The organism is Gilliamella sp. wkB108 (genome assembly GCF_001690195.1).
In the GTDB taxonomy this organism is placed as follows: Bacteria; Pseudomonadota; Gammaproteobacteria; order Enterobacterales; family Orbaceae; genus Gilliamella; species Gilliamella apicola_L.
Genome location: NZ_LZGM01000096.1, coordinates 40,816 through 59,098 on the forward strand (window position 1 = coordinate 40,816; position 18,283 = coordinate 59,098).

The 18,283-nt window shown below is 33.9% G+C and carries 18 protein-coding genes; 11 read left to right on the forward strand and 7 right to left on the reverse strand.

The genetic code is table 11. The features are described 5' to 3' along the window. Positions 1-110 precede the first annotated feature (110 nt). The 4 genes from A9G11_RS11205 (at position 111) to A9G11_RS11220 (ending at position 5,563) form a co-directional block, all read left to right on the forward strand. Complete coding sequence (locus A9G11_RS11205; protein WP_065619698.1) at positions 111-1,436, forward strand: glycoside hydrolase family 28 protein; 1,326 nt, start codon at positions 111-113, stop codon at positions 1,434-1,436. Positions 1,437-2,144: 708 nt separating this feature from the next. Beyond that, positions 2,145-3,401: an oligosaccharide MFS transporter gene (locus A9G11_RS11210; protein ID WP_065619699.1), complete on the forward strand. Its 1,257-nt coding sequence runs from the start codon at positions 2,145-2,147 to the stop codon at positions 3,399-3,401. Between the two features lie 29 nt (positions 3,402-3,430). After that, complete coding sequence (locus tag A9G11_RS11215) at positions 3,431-4,549, forward strand: glycoside hydrolase family 172 protein (RefSeq protein WP_065619700.1); 1,119 nt, start codon at positions 3,431-3,433, stop codon at positions 4,547-4,549. 15 nt (positions 4,550-4,564) lie between these two features. Then, a complete protein-coding gene (locus A9G11_RS11220) occupies positions 4,565-5,563 on the forward strand; it encodes a LacI family DNA-binding transcriptional regulator (protein WP_065619701.1) in 999 nt (332 codons plus the stop codon). Between the two features lie 24 nt (positions 5,564-5,587). Here the strand turns inward: A9G11_RS11220 and smpB are convergent, their stop codons facing one another. Further along, a complete protein-coding gene (gene smpB, locus A9G11_RS11225; RefSeq protein WP_065619702.1) occupies positions 5,588-6,073 on the reverse strand; it encodes an SsrA-binding protein SmpB in 486 nt (161 codons plus the stop codon). 67 nt (positions 6,074-6,140) lie between these two features. Between smpB and A9G11_RS11230 the strand changes: the two genes are divergently transcribed. The 5 genes from A9G11_RS11230 to A9G11_RS11250 are packed head-to-tail and all read left to right on the forward strand — an operon-like array spanning position 6,141 to position 8,043. Next, positions 6,141-6,569: a type II toxin-antitoxin system RatA family toxin gene (locus tag A9G11_RS11230; RefSeq protein WP_065619703.1), complete on the forward strand. Its 429-nt coding sequence runs from the start codon at positions 6,141-6,143 to the stop codon at positions 6,567-6,569. 1 nt (position 6,570) lies between these two features. Further along, positions 6,571-6,843 carry an RnfH family protein gene (locus A9G11_RS11235; RefSeq protein ID WP_081298546.1) on the forward strand — a complete coding sequence of 91 codons (273 nt, stop codon included), beginning with the start codon at positions 6,571-6,573 and terminating at the stop codon, positions 6,841-6,843. A 23-nt stretch (positions 6,844-6,866) separates the two neighbouring features. Continuing rightward, a complete protein-coding gene (zur, locus tag A9G11_RS14255) occupies positions 6,867-7,301 on the forward strand; it encodes a zinc uptake transcriptional repressor Zur (protein WP_065619705.1) in 435 nt (144 codons plus the stop codon). Then, the gene (locus A9G11_RS14260) at positions 7,289-7,645 is read left to right on the forward strand and encodes an EamA family transporter (RefSeq protein ID WP_065619706.1); all 357 of its coding nucleotides are present in this window, start codon (positions 7,289-7,291) and stop codon (positions 7,643-7,645) included. The genes zur and A9G11_RS14260 overlap by 13 nt, the downstream gene beginning before the upstream one ends. Next, positions 7,645-8,043, forward strand: coding sequence for a DMT family transporter (locus tag A9G11_RS11250; RefSeq protein WP_065619707.1), 399 nt, complete (start codon positions 7,645-7,647; stop codon positions 8,041-8,043). Before A9G11_RS14260 ends, A9G11_RS11250 begins: the two co-directional genes overlap by 1 nt. A gap of 34 nt (positions 8,044-8,077) precedes the next feature. On the opposite strand, the gene mutT is transcribed toward A9G11_RS11250, so the two are convergent. From mutT to A9G11_RS11280, 6 genes are all read right to left on the reverse strand, one after another. Next, complete coding sequence (gene mutT / locus A9G11_RS11255; RefSeq protein WP_065619708.1) at positions 8,078-8,482, reverse strand: 8-oxo-dGTP diphosphatase MutT; 405 nt, start codon at positions 8,480-8,482, stop codon at positions 8,078-8,080. Between the two features lie 115 nt (positions 8,483-8,597). Then, positions 8,598-11,327 carry a preprotein translocase subunit SecA gene (gene secA, locus A9G11_RS11260; RefSeq protein WP_065619709.1) on the reverse strand — a complete coding sequence of 910 codons (2,730 nt, stop codon included), beginning with the start codon at positions 11,325-11,327 and terminating at the stop codon, positions 8,598-8,600. Between the two features lie 82 nt (positions 11,328-11,409). Next, positions 11,410-11,754 carry a hypothetical protein gene (locus A9G11_RS11265; RefSeq protein ID WP_065619710.1) on the reverse strand — a complete coding sequence of 115 codons (345 nt, stop codon included), beginning with the start codon at positions 11,752-11,754 and terminating at the stop codon, positions 11,410-11,412. A 143-nt stretch (positions 11,755-11,897) separates the two neighbouring features. Next, the gene (locus A9G11_RS11270; RefSeq protein WP_065619711.1) at positions 11,898-13,442 is read right to left on the reverse strand and encodes a multicopper oxidase family protein; all 1,545 of its coding nucleotides are present in this window, start codon (positions 13,440-13,442) and stop codon (positions 11,898-11,900) included. 717 nt (positions 13,443-14,159) lie between these two features. Beyond that, positions 14,160-14,675, reverse strand: a complete 516-nt coding sequence (locus tag A9G11_RS11275; protein ID WP_065619712.1) for a hypothetical protein — start codon at positions 14,673-14,675, stop codon at positions 14,160-14,162. 275 nt (positions 14,676-14,950) lie between these two features. After that, positions 14,951-16,198: a type VI immunity family protein gene (locus A9G11_RS11280; protein ID WP_065619713.1), complete on the reverse strand. Its 1,248-nt coding sequence runs from the start codon at positions 16,196-16,198 to the stop codon at positions 14,951-14,953. A gap of 473 nt (positions 16,199-16,671) precedes the next feature. On the opposite strand from A9G11_RS11280, the gene A9G11_RS11285 reads away from it, so the two are divergent. Together A9G11_RS11285 and folA are read left to right on the forward strand one after the other, a co-directional pair. Beyond that, a complete protein-coding gene (locus A9G11_RS11285; protein WP_065619714.1) occupies positions 16,672-17,736 on the forward strand; it encodes an MJ1255/VC2487 family glycosyltransferase in 1,065 nt (354 codons plus the stop codon). Positions 17,737-17,747: 11 nt separating this feature from the next. Continuing rightward, positions 17,748-18,239, forward strand: a complete 492-nt coding sequence (folA, locus tag A9G11_RS11290; protein WP_065619715.1) for a type 3 dihydrofolate reductase — start codon at positions 17,748-17,750, stop codon at positions 18,237-18,239. Positions 18,240-18,283 lie beyond the last annotated feature (44 nt).

Sequence of the window (18,283 nt, forward strand, 5' to 3'; positions counted from 1 at the left end):
TGAGTTATTTATCAGGATAAGTAAAAACTAAATCCTGTTATTAGTAAAGTAAGTAGCGAGCTATATCAAATACGATATAGTTCGCGTAATTAAATTTGAAGGACAGAATAATGAATACTGTATCAGTAGTAGATTTTGGCGCAATAGGTGACGGAAAATCTATTAATACATTAGCATTTGAAAAAGCGATACAACATATTGAAAAATTAGGTGGCGGAACCGTTGTTGTTCCAGTTGGTACTTATTATACCGGTGCAATTAAATTATGTAGCCATTTAACCATGATTATTGAGTCAGGCGCGACATTATTATTTTCTGACGATGCCAAAGATTATCCAATTGTAAATTCTCGTTGGGAAGGGGTAAAGCAAGATGTGTATATGCCATGTCTTTACGGGCAGAACATTGAAAATGTAACCATTACAGGTGGTGGTAAAATTGATGGTAACGGTCAAAAATGGTGGCATATATTCCGTAATGATCGTAGTAATCTTAAGTACCCAAGACCTTATCTTATTGGTTTTGATTTTTGTGAACGTGTGACGATTGAACGGGTATTTTTAACTCAGTCACCGAGTTGGACGGTTCACCCAATGGAATCTAATAATGTTGTTGTTGATAATGTGTCAATTCTTAATCCTGCTGATTCACCTAATACCGACGGCATTAATCCAGAATCATGCCGTAATGTGCGGATCTCAAATTGTTATATCGATGTAGGTGATGATTGTATTGCGATAAAAGCTGGTACAGAAGAAACCGCTGAAAAAAGTCCATGTGAAAATATCCTAATTACTAATTGTAATATGATTCATGGTCATGGCGCGGTGGTTCTGGGTAGTGAAATGAGCGGTTGTATTCGCAATGTAACTATTACTAACTGTGTTTTCCAAAAAACCGATCGAGGCGTTAGATTCAAAACTCGTCGCGGAAGGGGGGGAACCATTTCTGATATTACTTTTAGTAATATCGTCATGGATGAAGTGCTATCTGCATTTGTTATGAACTATTACTATTACTGTGGCCCTAAAGGTAACGATCCAATTGTTTGGAATAAAGATCCATTACCGGTAAATGATGCAACGCCAGCATGTCATAATATTAGTTTCTCAAATATTATTGCTAAAAATGTTCGTGCTTATGCAGGCTTTTTATATGGATTACCTGAATCACCTATTTCCAATATTACTTTTGATAATATTCGTGTATCAATGCAACTTAATGCACAAGCTGGTGAAGTAGACATGTTTAAAGGTGTCGAGCCAGAAGCAGGTAAAGGATTTTTTATCGAGAATGCAAACAGCATTTTATTTAATAATGTGATTGTGGATAATGTAGTGAGTGATCCATTGTGTATTAAAAATAGTACGGATGTGCATGTTACTCAGTCATTTGTAAAACAAAATGGTAAGTTATTCAGTCTTATGGTTGATTAATTATGCTAGAAATAACCGCTATTGAGCGGTTATTTTTTGTATCGTTTCAATTTAAAAGCGCTTTATCCTAACTAGTGTTTATTTTCAATAATTGGTTTTAGATTAAATGGGTAATTAGTTTTATTGGTCTAGTGTTGCTATAGGTTAAAGTAATTTATACCGCTTTTATCAAAAAAGTTATTCTGCTACACCCTATTAAAGATAATTCAATTGCGCAATTTATTACCCTCCCAAACAAGTAATACACCATAAATAAACAATACAACATACTTTTCCCATGAAAAGCGCTAATCCATGCCATAAATAGGCATTGCTAGCACAATTTCAAATCATAGCTATTATCTCATTGTGTTGTTACTCATCTTTTTTTTATTCGAAAACCATTTCACAGTAATTCTACCGAGCTGTGGTTTCTTATTATCTTACTTGTTGTTAACAAAAAGTTGCTAAAGAATAAGTCATTTCCATTTTGCTAATAAGGCCACATTGATGATGGAGAAAAAGCTATTTAAATAAGTAATGGTCTGTTTAGTTGTGGTAGGGATAATTTTTCTGTCTTTTTTATAAGTTTTACATATTTAAAGGTGTGTTACCGCTTCTTGGTAAAAAATAATTTTGATGTTGATCACATTTATCCAATAAACCTTTTAAAGCTAAATTTTTAGCTATTCATACTCGTTTTGTGCTTCACTCTATATAGGATAAATTATGACTACAACATTTTATAAAAAACCAACTTACTGGTTCGCTTCCTGTTATAGTTTTATGTATTATGCAGCAGGTAGTTTTGTTTTTTCTTTTTATGCAATTTGGCTTAGTAAGGAGATTGGTTTAACCGCAAAACAGACAGGTATTATTTATTCTTTCAATTATTTTATCTCACTTATCATTATGATCATTTATGGTGTTTATCAAGACAAGTTGGTTCTTAAAAAGCATCTTATTTGGTTTCAAAGTATTATCATTACGTTAGCTGCACCAGCTTTGATTTATGTTTATGAACCATTATTGCGACATAATTTCTATTTTGGTGTGATTTTTGGTAGTTTCTTTTTAGGTTTTGGTTGGGTTGCTGGAATGGGCTTAATTGATTCTTATTGTGAAAAAATTAGTCGAGCTTTTGGTTTTGAGTTTGGACAATGTCGGACTTGGGGATGTATTGCTTATGCGGTTGGTACCTTTATTGCCGGTATTCTGATCAGTCTTAACCCGCATCTTAACTTTTGGGCCGCGTCGATTGTTGGTATCTGTTTTATGATCCTCAATCTGAATTTCAAACCCGATTTAAGTCAATCATCAGATGTTATTTTTCAGAAAAAAGATAAACTTAGTTTTAATGAGATTTTGATGGTGTTTACACTCAAAAAGTTTTGGATTTTTGTTATTTATGTATTAGGTACTTATAGTCTTTACAATATTTATGATCAGCAGTTATTCCCAGTTTATTTCACTCAACAATTTGCAGACGTTAATGATGGTTATCGTCTATACGGTATTTTAAATTCATTTCAAGTATTTTTAGAAGCAGCAGTCATGTTTTGTGTCCCATTCGTAGTTAATCGCGTGGGTGCTAAAAATGCGTTGATTTTTGCCGCCTTTATTTCTGCTTCACGTATTTTCTTAACCGGACATGTTAATAGTATTGCAATTATTTCTGTTATTAAATTAATGCACTGCTTGGAGATCTCCACTATTTTGGTGTCTGTCTTTAAATATATCGATATTAATTTCAATGCACGTTTATCAGCAACTGTATTTTTAATTGGTTATCAAGTGGCGGGTTCTGTTGGTGTTATTTTGTTCTCAACATATGTAGGTCAGATTTACGATACCGACGGTCCGGCGACAACATTTAATAACTTAGGTCTTGTCGTATTAGGATTTATGATTTTTGCGATTATTTTCTTAAGTCGTGATAGGAAATCTACAAAACAAGTTGAAATTAAGCAAGAGATAACAAATTAAGTTTAAACAATTAATATTAAGGATTGAGTATGAGTATTTTTAATTCTGTTACTGAGTTTCATTTTGAACAAACAAGGACTATTTCACCAGAAAATATGACTGGTGAAAAAGGTAAATCTTGTATGAAGGCAAGTGTACTAGGTCCAAGTAGAAAAGGGCAGGGGTTTATTTCTATACCTGCAGGGGAAAAGGTAACAATAGCTGAAATTACAGGTCCTGCTGAAATTCGTCATATGTGGTTTACATTAACTGATAGAACGCATCGAGGTAGCTTTGTGTTGAGGGATGTTGTGTTACGTATCTATTGGGATGATGAAGAAACCCCGTCAGTTGAAAGCCCGATTGGTGACTTTTTTTGTAATGGTTTTGGTGCAAGATGCGATATTAATTCAATGCCGATTGTAGTTAATCCAACAGGTGGGTTTAACTGTTATTTTAAAATGCCATTCAATAAGAAAGCGAGAATTGAGATCACCAATGAGCATGAAGCCGATTTACAACATTTCTTCTTTACTATTAATTATGCTTTAATGCCTAAGCCATTTGCTAATCCGCTCTATTTCCATGCACAATGGCGTAGACAACGGGTTACTAATATTGCGCAAGATTATGTGTTGTTAGATAACGTTGAAGGTTTTGGTTATTATGTCGGTACTTACCTGGCTCTTACTGCATTAGAGCGTTATTGGTGGGGAGAAGGTGAATTTAAGTTCTATCTTGATGGCGATAGTGATTATCCAACCCAACATTCGACAGGATCTGAAGACTATTTTGGTGGCGCATGGGCTTTTCATAATCGTGATAGTCAAGGACGTCCGTCTGCTAAATGTTTCCAGACTTTATTTATGGGATATCCTTATCAAACTAAACGAGATCATACACGTGACTTTTTCCAAACTGGGGATGCTAACCCTGTTCATGGTTTTGGTGATGATGCGTTACCGATGCATGGTTTATATCGTTGGCATTTGCCTGATCCGATTGCATTTCATCAAAATATTAAACTTGCATTTCAACAAATTGGTAATGATGATATAAGATTATATGAACGTTGTGATGATATTGCGAGTGTTGCATATTGGTATCAGAATCCAACAGTAAATCATTATCCACCGTTTCCTAATAAACAACAACGAACTCCGCGTTAACAAAAGGTATTATTTATGGCGAGTAATAAACTGAAAATTAATGATATTGCTCGTTTGGCTGGCGTGTCGGCAACGACCGTCAGTCATATCTTTAATAAACGTGATAAAAAATATCGGATTTCACCTCAAACCCGACAAAGAGTGTTGGCAATTGCTCAACAATACAGTGATCAACCCCATGTCCGTCAATATATTATCAAGGCAAACAGTACTAACACTATTGGTGTGATTGTACCGGATATGTCAAATACGTTTTTTTCAATATTCTTACATCATTTAGAAGCTTCGTTTCGACAAAAAAATATCCAACTTTTAATTACCTGTAGTCATTATAATAAAGAGGTGGAAATTAAAGTCGCGCAAAATCTTGTAGAGCGTAAAGTTGATGCGATGATAGTTGTTACTTCTTTAGATAGTGATCAGTTTTATGTTGGCATTAATCAACATACACCAGTTCTATTTTTTGATCGTTATTTAAAAGATACAGTATTACCATTTATAACCAGTGAATCTACAAGTTCTGTCGCAAACTTAATTAAACCTTATGCCAAGCAGTTAGATGAGTTTTATTTTATTGGTTGTGATCTTCAATTAACATCGATTGGAGCTAGGTTAGAAGGTTTTAAACAGGGTTTAGCTAATGTTGGTATGACCTTTAAACCTGAATGGTTAGTCACAGATGATTATAGTCCAAATAAAGGCTATTATTTGCTTAAAGATCTACACGAAAAATTAGGTCGATTACCCAAAGCCATTTTTACCCCTTCAGGTAATTTATTACAAGAAGTACTTTGTTATTTAGTTGAAGTTAAAGTCGATCCAAAATCTATTTGTTTATGTTCTTATGATTATAATATTTACCTTGATTATTCGTATTATCCCATTGATGCAATCGCTCAAGATCATCAAAGTATGGCGCATACGTGTGTCGAAGTGATTAATAATTTACTGAATTTCAAAGAATTAAAAAGTAATGCATTTTTAATTGAACCACAGATAATACGTCACCGGTAAATAAATTACCGGTAAGCGGTAAAATTAGCCACGATTAGCATTTTTCATGATACGAGCTTTATCGACTTGCCATTGACGTTCTTTAATGTCAGTACGTTTGTCAAACTCTTTTTTACCTTTAGCAACGCCGATTTTAACTTTTGCCCATGCATTTTTCCAATATAATGAAAGTGCAACTACGGTATAACCTTGACGATTGATCTGTCCAAATAATGAGTTCAATTCGCGCTGACTTAAAAGTAATTTACGCGTGCGCATAGGTTCACATACTACATGTGTTGAGGCTACATTGAGAGGTGTAATTGTGGCACCAAAAAGCCATGCCTCACCATTTTTAAGTAATACATAGCTGTCACTAATATTAGCTTTGCCTGCGCGCAGTGATTTAACTTCCCAGCCTTGCAGGGATAATCCCGCCTCAATTTCCTCTTCAATAAAGTACTCATGGCGTGCGCGTTTATTTAATGCAATTGTTGCCGAACCCGGCTTGTGTGATTTTTTCTTAGTCATAATGTGCGTTATTATAGAGTTACGTGATACTATATGCTACTAATTTTATTTTTTAATTTATATTGTTATGGCGCATGTTTTTCACGAAGTGATTGAACCTTATTCTATCCAACAAATGTTTGAGTTGGTGAATGATATTGCTCGTTACCCCGAATTCGTTCCTGATTGTATCGCAACTGGCATTATTAGCAAACAAGATAATATTGTTGCTGCTTTTATTGAAGTTGAAAAATTAGGATTTAAGAAATCTTTCACCACGCTAAATCAAATTAATCAGCCAAATTCTATTGATATGAAGTTACTCGAAGGTCCATTTAAACATTTGTCGGGTAAATGGTGCTTTATTGCTCTGGATGAAAACAAGAGTAAAATTAGCTTAAGTTTAGATTTTGAATTTAAAAATAAGTTGTTAGATCTCGCTTTTACGCCTGTATTTAAGGAAGTAATGGCAAATATGGTTAATGCATTTTCACAGCGAGCAAGGCAGATATACTAAAATGATAAATATTCAAGTTGTTTATGCATTACCTAATAATCCAACGATAATTAGTTGTGAAGTTGATGAGCAAACTAATGTCTTGCAAGCAATTACAAAATCCAATATCTTATCAATATGTCAGATCAAGTTAGATAATCATTTGGTCGGTATATATGGTAAACGTTGTGATCTAAATGATTTGGTTAAAAACGGTGATCGTATTGAACTTTATCGACCTTTAATTAATGATCCTAAAGAGATTAGACGAAGAAAAGCAGCTCGAAAAACATAACGACTAAAAGCAAAGGAAATAGAATGCACACTCTGCTAATTGAAAAGATTGAAACTCTATGCAAAAAACGGAATATCAAATTAACAACTCAGCGTCGAACTGTCTTGGATATTATGTTGAAAGCAAACAAAGCAATGAGTGCATATGATCTTTTGGATCTGTTAAAAATTAGCGAACCTCAAGCTAAGCCCCCTACAATTTATCGTGCGCTTGAATTTTTACTTGAACAAGGTTTTATTCATAAAGTTGAATCTTCCAATAGTTATATTATTTGTCCTCATTTTCATAATCCTGAACATATTTCAATCCTGTTTATTTGTGATAAGTGTCAACAGATTATTGAAAAACATTCAGAAGATATTGAAAAGCAACTAAAACAATTAGCACAGCAAAATGTGTTTTCAATAAAGCATAGTGTGCTTGAAATTCATGGATTTTGTCAGCAGTGTCAGCCTTAATTATTATACTTTGGATAATTAATCTTGCTTGCGATACGGTAGGGCAGATTGCCTTTAAGTATGCTGCGATTACTTCTAAACATAACCAAGGTATGCATTATTGGCGTAAGTTGTTTGGTAATCTTTGGCTATGGTTGGGTTTTGGAACCTATGTTTTAGGGTTTATTTTTTGGTTAGCTTTTTTAAGTCAGGTACCTTTATCGCAGGGTATTTTATTAGGCTCTTTTAATATGATAACGGTCATGCTTGCTGGACGAATTCTTTTTAAAGAACAGATCACCCCGTTTCGTCTTATTGGCATTTTATTTATTACTACAGGTGTTGTTTTGGTAGGGCTTGCGTAATGAAAAAATATTATTTACTTGGTTTTATCTTTTTACTGTTTTTTGATACCTTTGGTCAGACAAGTTTTAAATTAACCGCTTTATCTGCATTACCATTTGAATTTAATATTGATTGGATAATTCGTATATTTAGCCATTATTGGGCTTATGTGGTGATCCTTGGCTACTCAGGTGCATTTATAACTTGGATGGTTTTACTCAAGAACGCGCCAATTGGCCCAGCTTTTGCCGCTTCTCATTTACAAGTAGTGACGGTAATGTTAGTTTCAGTTATTGTTTTTAATGAACACTTAACATGGACACGTATATTTGGGGCGCTATTTATTATTATTGGAATTATTTTCCTCGCATTAGCTGAACAAAGATTGCATAAAAAAAATCTTTATACTAAGACATAGTGTTAACCTGAAACATCTTGACAATAATTGATGATTAAATTTGTTTATCCAGATTTTTTAGCATTTCAATAATCGGACGATTAGCATCAGGAAATTCGTCAGCGTTAAGATCTTCTTGATCTACCCAGCGACTCGGTTGTCCTTCTTTTGCAAAAGGAACGCCATCCCATTCTTCCACTAAATAAGCATGGATAGTGATATCGCGATCATCGTAACTATGTTTAACTATTTTTAAAAATTGGGCTTCATGGATGTGAATATCGACTTCTTCAGCAATTTCTCTTTGTAACGTTTGAAAAGGAGTTTCTCCCGCTTCGATTTTCCCACCAGGGAACTCCCAAAAACCAGCAAGATGAGAATCCTCTCCTCGTTGGGTGATAAAGATTTTACAATCTTGTGAACGAATAATACCTACAGCAATTTCAGTATGTTTTTTCATGATCCTGTCTGTTTGTTTTACTTAAAAAATAGTTATTTTCCCTTACATTTTTTACGCCGACGATTTAGTCGGCGTTGTTGTCTATCAACACTATTGATGATACTAAATTTTTTGTTTAGTGAACAGCACCATGACAATGTTTGTACTTTTTACCAGAACCACATGGGCATGGATCATTACGTCCGACTTTAGCTTGGGTTCTAACTATCGGTTGTGCTGGTCCTGAAGCTTGTTCATTGCTTTCTCCATTCATACCTGCCATAGATTCATGATTAGTTTGTTGTTTAGCTAATAATTTCTCCATTTCGGCTTTACGTTGACGTTCAGCTTCATCTACCTCTTCTTGTGAACGAATTCTGACTCGACTAAGAATACCAATTACATCATATTTTAGTGATTCTAACATGCGAGCAAACATATCAAATGATTCACGTTTATATTCCTGTTTTGGATCTTTTTGGGCGTAGCCACGTAAGTGAATGCCTTGACGTAAATAATCCATAGCAGCTAAATGCTCTTTCCATAAACTATCAAGTGTTTGTAGCATTACCGTTTTTTCAAAGTGCCTAAATGCCTCTGATCCGGCGGTATTTTCTTTTTCTTGATAGCTGTCTTGCGCAATTTGTAAAATACGTTCACGCAGCGTTTCTTCATGTAGGTTTTGTTCTTCATCTAACCATTTGGCTATTGGTAAGTCTAAATCAAAATCAGTTTTTAACGCTGTCTCTAATCCCGGAACATCCCACATTTCTTCAATTGACTGTGGTGGAATATATTGATCTATTAACGCATTAAAGACATCACCGCGGATAGAATCAATCGTTTCTTTAATATCGGAATTATCTAACAGCTCATTTCTTTGACGATAAATGGCTTTACGTTGGTCGTTGGCGACATCGTCAAATTCAAGTAATTGTTTACGAATATCAAAGTTTCGACTCTCTACTTTCTTTTGGGCATTAGCAATTGCTCTTGATACCCATGGATGTTCAATCGCTTCACCTTCTTTCATACCTAATTTACGCATCATGACACCGACACGTTCTGATGCAAAAATTCGCATCAGAGGATCTTCCAGTGATAGATAAAAACGCGATGCGCCTGGGTCACCTTGGCGTCCTGCACGGCCACGTAACTGGTTATCAATACGGCGTGATTCGTGTCGCTCTGTACCTAAAATATAAAGTCCACCAAGAGCAATCACTTCTTCATGTTTAACTTGCCATGCTTGCTTAGCCTTTTCGATATCTTCCGGAGTTGGATTTTCCAGTTTTGCAATATCACTTTGCCAGTTACCACCAAGCATAATATCCGTACCACGACCAGCCATATTGGTGGCGATAGTTACGGCACCTTTACTACCGGCATTAGCAATTATTTCTGCTTCTTGCGCATGGAATTTAGCATTCAATACATTATGTTTTATACCGACTTTTTTAAATGCATTTGAAACCAGTTCTGATTTTTCAATAGAAGCCGTACCGACTAATACTGGTTGACCTCGTTTTAAACATTCTTGTACATCAGCAACAATGGCATTAATTTTTTCTTTCTCTGTCATATAGACCAGATCTGCATTATCTTTACGAATCATTGGACGATTAGTTGGGATAACAATAGTATCTAAACTATAAATTTGGTTAAATTCGAATGCTTCAGTATCAGCAGTACCAGTCATACCTGCTAATTTTTCATATAAGCGGAAATAGTTTTGGAAAGTAATTGATGCTAATGTTTGATTCTCATTTTGAATCTTAACATGTTCTTTCGCTTCAACCGCTTGGTGTAAACCGTCTGACCAACGACGCCCTTCCATAGTTCGTCCGGTATGTTCATCAACAATGATAACTTCGTTATCTTTAACGATATAGTCAACGTCTTTATGGAATAGGTGATGAGCGCGCAATGCAGCATTAACATGATGCATTAATACAATATTACTCGGGGCATAGAGTGATTCGTCACCTTTCATAATACCTTGTTTTATTAGCAACTCTTCCACTTTAACTAAGCCACGTTCAGTTAGGTTGACTTGACGTGATTTTTCATCCACAGAGAAGTCGCCGTCTCCTTGAAATTGGTCTGAATCTTCTTTTTCTTGACGTACTAAATATGGGATAATTTTATCGACACTAATATAACGGTCTGAACTATCTTCTGCTTGTCCGGATATAATCAAAGGTGTTCTAGCTTCATCAATTAAGATAGAGTCAACTTCATCGACTAAGGCATAGTGAAGGGGGCGTTGTACGCGAGATTCTTTATTAAAGACCATATTATCACGCAAATAATCAAAGCCATATTCATTATTTGTACCATAAGTTATATCGGCATTATAAGCATCACGTTTCATTTCTGGTGGCATATTCGGTAAATTTACACCAACAGATAGCCCAAGAAATTCGAATAATGGACGGTTATTTTCAGCGTCACGTTGTGCTAAGTAATCATTAACAGTAACCACGTGAACGCCTTTACCTGTTAAAGCATTTAAATAGGCAGGTAATGTTGCAGTTAATGTTTTACCTTCACCAGTACGCATTTCTGCAATACAGCGTTCATTTAATACCATACCACCGATTAATTGCACATCAAAATGGCGCATGCCAAATACACGTTTACTTGCTTCACGTACAACAGCAAAAGCTTCTTCTAAGATATTGTCTAATTTAGTACCTGATGCTAATTTTTCTTTAAATTCTACTGTTTTGGCTTTTAATTGGTCATCGGTCAACGCTTCCATTGCTGGTTCAAGTGCATTGATTTTTTCTACACGTTTGCGCATCATTTTTAAAACGCGTTCATTACGGCTACCAAATACTTTAGTTAATAGTTTTAATAACATAGTTTTTCTCTTATTTTTTTCAATAGGGATTGCAAGGCCAATGCCTTATATAACAAATTAATTTAACAGAGTAATAAACTCTTTAGGCAGTGACTTTAGGGCCGGCTCTTATGCCATTATTGGGTGATAAGCGGACGACTTTGCTTGGTGTTGTTTCACCATAATTTAATGAAATAATTTCAACTGCAGAGTGCTGTTTTTGTGAATAGGCTAATGTTGGCGATTCAGTTTTGGTTGCAGTTTGATTTTCTTGAACAATTGCTGTAATGGCAATGATACCGACCTGTGATACAGAAGATTCAGAGGGTAGCGCGTTTTGCTGACATAAACTAAACCCAGTAGCAATCACACCTAATAATAAGTGCGATAATGCAGTTTTAATAATCAAGCGTTTGCTGAGTTTTTGCCAATAATCAATAACAGTCATAATAGCGTTATGTTAGCATTTTTTGCCAAAATGAAAAACAATTATTGCTTCTGGCTAAATATTATGTCGAAGAAATTGTTGATATTATAAAAATCTATCCTATCAAATAGTAAGATTGATAGGATAAATATGAAGTTGAGACATTATTTGACTAGAAGTTGCCCCATCATACCGAGTGTTTCATGTTCAATTATATGGCAGTGATACATACGAATACCGGGTAGATTCTGTTGTAGTCTCACGGTGATTTTTTCTTTAGGTCGCAAATTAATCGTATCTTTTAACGCTTTATATTCAGGCGATTTTTTAACTCCGTTTAATTCGTGAGATATCACCATAAATTGTGTGCCGTGTATATGAAAATTATGATCCATGTGTGAGTTGTTAAAAATTGTCCATTCTTCAACGTCATGAATTTTACTTTCTAGATCGATTCTATCCATATCATGACGCTTGCCATTTATTAAAAACAACATTCCACCGCGAGGCTCTTTCATATCCATTACTTCGGTATATTCAAGTGATTTGTATGCAACTGGTTGTCCTAATGTTGGTAATTGGCGTAACTTTTCAGGAAAGTTGATTGAATCTGTTTTATGAAGTTCCAGTTCAGCCAGTATCATATCATGATCTGCTGGTACATTTCCCATTTTACTTCGATCATAAGCTAATGATTGCAAAAAAGTAGAGCCTGATTTTTTTGGAATTATTACTATTTCTGCGCGTTCTGCTGGTGTAAGTAGTAATGGTTTATCTAGTAAATAAGGTTGAGCAATTAATCCACCATCAGTGGCAACTAAATAGACATCGCAGTTTGGTACTGATAAATTTAAATAACGACCAGAACAAGCATTCCATACTCTTACTCGGGTAGCCGTTTGGATATTTATTTTCGGACGGTAAGCGCCATTTATTAACACAAATTGTCCTTCACGACCATTCATCCAATCTACCATTGAATTATCGGCAATTTCACCTTTTTCAGTTAACTTTAAATCAGAGAAAAACCAATTTAATTCGGGCAACGAGGATAGGGGATCGTGTTTACTACGCACAATAAATAATCCAGCTAATCCTTTAGCTACTTGTTCGGCTACTGTATTATGTCCGTGGGGATGATACCAATATGTACCAGCCGTACCTTCTGGAATAGTAAACTCATAGAGACGGCTACTATTAGCAGGGATCTCATCTTGAGGATTACCATCTTGATTTGAAGGCACAAGCAAGCCATGCCAATGCACTGTAGTTGGTTGAGAAAGGCTATTTTTAACGTTGATTTTAACTTTGTCGCCCTCAAATACTTCAATAACAGGGCCGGGTATTGTATTGTTATACGCCCAAAATTCGGTGGTAATTTCGGGTGTCAAACTAATTTTGACGGGTTTTGCCTCAATCGTAGCTTCAAAAACATCTTGTTGATGACTGGTATTTTTTAATAGGTTTAATGTTGGTAATTCATGGCCTTGTGGTAGAGCTGAAGTTGGTAACAATTTTTGCGATTTTTCGTTACCCATTTTCATGTGCATATTATTCATATTTTCCATATCTCCTGTTTCACAATTGTTGGAATTAACATCACAAACCATGCCTGACATAGTTGAGTGATTCATTTTAGCGATAGCTTTAGTTGTTACAATGCCCCCTAATGCAGCGGTAATATTCATCAAAAAAGTTCGACGTTTCATAATATTCCTATAATCAATTATTAAGTTAAACAATAACTGTTTTAATCATGAATGATAAAACCAATAACGAAAGATAATCATTATTGTGTTATTGACTGTTCTTACTTATTTCTATTGTTTAGACTAATTAATAAAGCAATTCTAGTTGTTTTAACGCAGGAATAAATTCTATAGGTAGATACAGTTTGTGGTGAATTGCACAAAAACATTCACCTTTTTATTTGATACTCTTTGTTCTAAATCCAACACATTGATTAATTGGAACACAAATTGATACGGTAGTTGATTTAAATGAAAATAAATCGATTTTGAGACTATGAGTGCTAGTTTAAAAGCCTTTAGATGAAGCGATGTACTAAATCGCAACTCAAAAAGCGAAGTAATTAGTTCGGATAGATGCCATATTGATAAATCATTATCAATCCGACAAATAGTTGCTCCATTCTACTGAAAAAAAGAGAAAAATAATATATTTTTTAAACCTATTCACCGAGAAAAGTATCATTGAATGATATATTTGTTACAAATATATAAAAAATAAAGTATAAATGATTATGCTATCTTAATTATATTTAAACGAATCAATATTCTTTTGATAACTGAAATTATTTGTAATTAAGTTGTTTATAGCTAAATGTGAATTTTTTCCAATCTATCATTAACTAGATAACAGTGTAAAGTGTTACCAGAAATATATAACTTTATATTATTACCTTTTTATTGAGTCTTATTGGCAAGTATCGGCTTAAATTCGTATTCACTTTTACCTGCTAATATTTGAAAGAGTTTATCCTCAAATATCATAACCTCTTTATCTTCGCTATCAGATGAATCAAAGTTCCATAAATTGCAATGACCTTCAGTAAAACAGATTGCTATTTTATATCCAGAACCATCATGTTTCCTTGGATCAAAAAAAGAAGAACCTGATAAAAAAGTTGTTGGAACCAAATCAAAAAAATCATGATGTCCTTCATATTCAGCTTCTTCCCTATTATTTAAACAATAAGTTGCTTTCAGTTCTTCTTGACTACAAATCCATTCAGGATAATCAGGATATTTTATAATTGAATTAGGTGTGATTTTAAGTACTGTTGTTTCAAAAAAAGGGTCATATACCAATTTATTTAGATAAATAGTAGCTATATGTTTTCTGTCCATTATTTCAGCTTTAACAGTGAAACTAATAAAAAAAATCATTACCGCATAATAATAGAGTTTTTTACTAATCATTCCATTTCCCGTTAATATCCTTATCTTTAAGTGTGATGTCCAATTACTATTTAAAGCATGAATACATGTTAAATAGCAACTATCACTGATTATTCACAATACAATTAATATATTAAAGTATTTTTCGTTTGCTACTTGAAACAATACTGATTAAGAAATATCAGTGAAATATTTATAATTATATAGAATATGCCAAAACCAGTTTTAAATGGTTTTTGGCTTAGATTAATGTTTTAAATTGAGTTTAGTCACAAGTTAAACTTTTTGTTCAAAGCTTATTTTAAATACACTTCTCCACCATCATCTCGACGAAGTAGATGCCAGATAACATCATCATAAATTTTCCCAGTTTCACTATTTCTAAATGGGGCAACTATATGACCTAATGAAAGCTCTCTATGCTCAATTTTACCGTCGATAGAAGCGGAATAAAGACCACTATAGCGGCATAATTCTCCACTTTTTACTTGAATACGGACACGTTGTTTTTCAGTGGTTGCATCAATATTGTTGACAGATTCAGCCGGAATATCACTGGGTATTATATCATCAAATCGAGCCTGCCAGATTTTAGAGGTTCGATTATTAAAACGTATTACACCATTTATAGAGCCAAAACCTAATGAACCAATATCAGGTGCTCGTGCCGGTTTTAACAGCGCATTTACATTTACATAATGCTTTGGATAGGGTTTATGTTCGACTTTTGCCAATTCTGGTACTTCTCCTGCCCGAACAATTATACCTCCATGATAAGGATAAAACTCAATTGCTTCATCATGATTGTTGTTTTTTAATTCAGTAATACTACCAAGTTTAGCGTTTATCAACTCATCACCTAATATCGTTAACCAGTTAATGCATTTAAAGCCTTTCCGAAAGCGTAAATCACTTTCAGTATTTGAAATATCTAATCCGAAATACTTATGTGCTATTTCATATTCCAAATGTTGATAACCATAGAATTCATGGCTATGCTGCACGCCTAAACCAAAAAATCCATGCATTGGTTGTAAGAGTTGACTCATCTCTTTAATCAGTTCAATCATCTTCTTACACCCTAGCGTTGCCAGCTCACTTATTGGTAAATAAAACTGTAAATAACTTATACCTCTGTGTACTTCTTCATGCCAATCAGCAAATGACATCGTTTTTATCATATAAGCAGGAGTAAAATCTAAATTATTAACATTACTCCAATAAAAATTTAAAGAATCATAACCATTTGAGATAATTTCATTTTGTTTTTCAACAATATTCATTTTTTCATATGGAATTATCTGATTAGGATCTCCATCTGAAAATCCGTAATGTAATTTATTTCCCCAATATTTATCATATAACGCTAATACTTTTCCAAGCGCTTGACGTTTTTCCGGTAGGTAGGCTTGATTTAGATAAAAACAGCCAACCAAGCCTGTTTTCAAGGCAAATTGATTATCTTTATCTAAATAGTGTAAATAAGTAAATTCGTTATAATTTTCCTCATATTCATCTAAAAGCTGCTGTAGTTTTTCGTTCATAATTTACCCTTTATTAATTACCGTACACGGTTAATAACGATGTTATGTTTTTTATTTGGTTGGCTCATCACTAAACTTAATATTGCCAATTATTGAAGATATACTATTAACAACTTTATCCATTGAGGCCATAAATAGTTCCTTACTTCCAAATTATTATTGATTTTATGTAAGTATTGAAGAAAATTTCATTAAATAGTGTATGTAAAATAATTGTTTTTTAATCATGTTGCAATATTTTAAAAATTTTTATTTTACCTTTTAAAGGTGAATAAACAAAAATTTTAAGGAGGTTTTTTTATATGTTATATAAGCTTAAATAAGTAAGAATAGTGAACAATTATAAAAAGCTGTAAATTTGACTTGATAACAAGTTAAGGTGATTTTTTATTTTATCTACTTAAAATAGTTAAGATAATTATCAATGCTTCTGGTATGATATTTACATAATTAAATTTGCGAATAATAACGATATGAAAATTCTTTTTGGCGTGCAAGGTACCGGAAATGGTCATGTCAGTCGTTGTAGAACATTAGCCAAAGCGTTGAAAAAGGCTGGAGCTGATGTCGATTATATTTTAAGTGGTCGTGATCCTAAAGACTATTTTGATATGGAAGCTTTTGGGAATTATAAGACCTATCGTGGTGTAACATTTGCGACTTTAAATGGCAAGATAAATTTCCGGAAAACAGTTCAACGTATACGGGCTTTTAGATTAATTAAAGACGTTCGTGAACTTGATTTATCTAAATATGATTGCATTATTAGTGATTTTGAACCGGTAAGTGCTTGGGCTGCTTATTATCAGCATCGTGAGTGTCTTGGTATCAGTAATCAAGCGGTTTATCAATATTTAAAACAGAAAGAATATGGATTAATTGCAAATGTGATTATGAAATATTACGCACCTGTGTCTCAGCCTATTGGTTTGCATTGGTTTCATTTTGGGCATAAATTATTGCCTCCGATGATTGATCCTTTCCCTGCGCTACCAAAAGAAGATGGTAATGTAGTGGTTTATTTGCCATTTGAAGGGTTAGATGAAATCATTACTTCGTTAAAACCCTATCCACATCAGAAGTTTATCTGTTTTCATCCCGATGTGAAGCAAACAAATCAGCAGGGTAATGTAATTTTTCAACCATTAGGTAGAGAAAGTTTTATGCAGAGCTTAATTAATTGTTCAGGTATTATTTCAAATACAGGGTTTGCTTTAATTTCAGAAGCCTTATCGTTGGGTAAAAAAATCCTTACCAAACCAGTCTCTGGACAGTTTGAACAACTTTATAATGCTCAGTGTTTGGAGTCATTAGATATGGCTACAGTTGTGGAAAATTTAAATAGTATAAAACTCAAATATTGGCTTGATTTACCTTCACCAAAACCAACTGTTTATCCAGACGTGGCGACTGAATTAGCTAAGTGGATTGTTTCTGGGCAGAAGGAATCATTGCTTTCTTTGAGTGAAAGACTATGGAGTCAAACCGTGTTCCCAGAAAATGTCAATCGTCGAATTAAATCTTTAGGTTATGTGTAAAGGAAGAAAAAATGCTAAGTATTATTGTGGCTATGGCACATAACCGTGTTATTGGTTTGGATAATCAAATGCCTTGGCATTTACCAGCCGATTTAGCTTGGTTTAAAAAAAATACACTTAATAAACCAGTTATAATGGGTCGTAAAACTTTTGAATCTATAGGAAGGCCTTTACCAAATCGGCATAATATTATTATTAGTCGGCATGCAGACAGAGAGGTTAAACCAAATATCAGTTGGGTAAAATCCATTGATGAAGCATTGCAATTAGCGAATACACTACAGAGTAGTGAAACATTTATTATTGGTGGTGGTAATATCTATAATCAGGTGTTGCCGATAGTTAATCGTCTCTATTTAACCCATATTGATGCAGATTTACATGGTGACACTTACTTTCCTGATTATTCTCCCGAACAGTGGCAAGTGATCTATCAAGAAGATCATTTGGCGGATGATAAAAATTCTTATCCTTATCAGTTTCAAATCTTAGAGAGAAAATAACGTCGCCATTAATATTGCCACTATTTTAGTGGCAATTTCAGTCA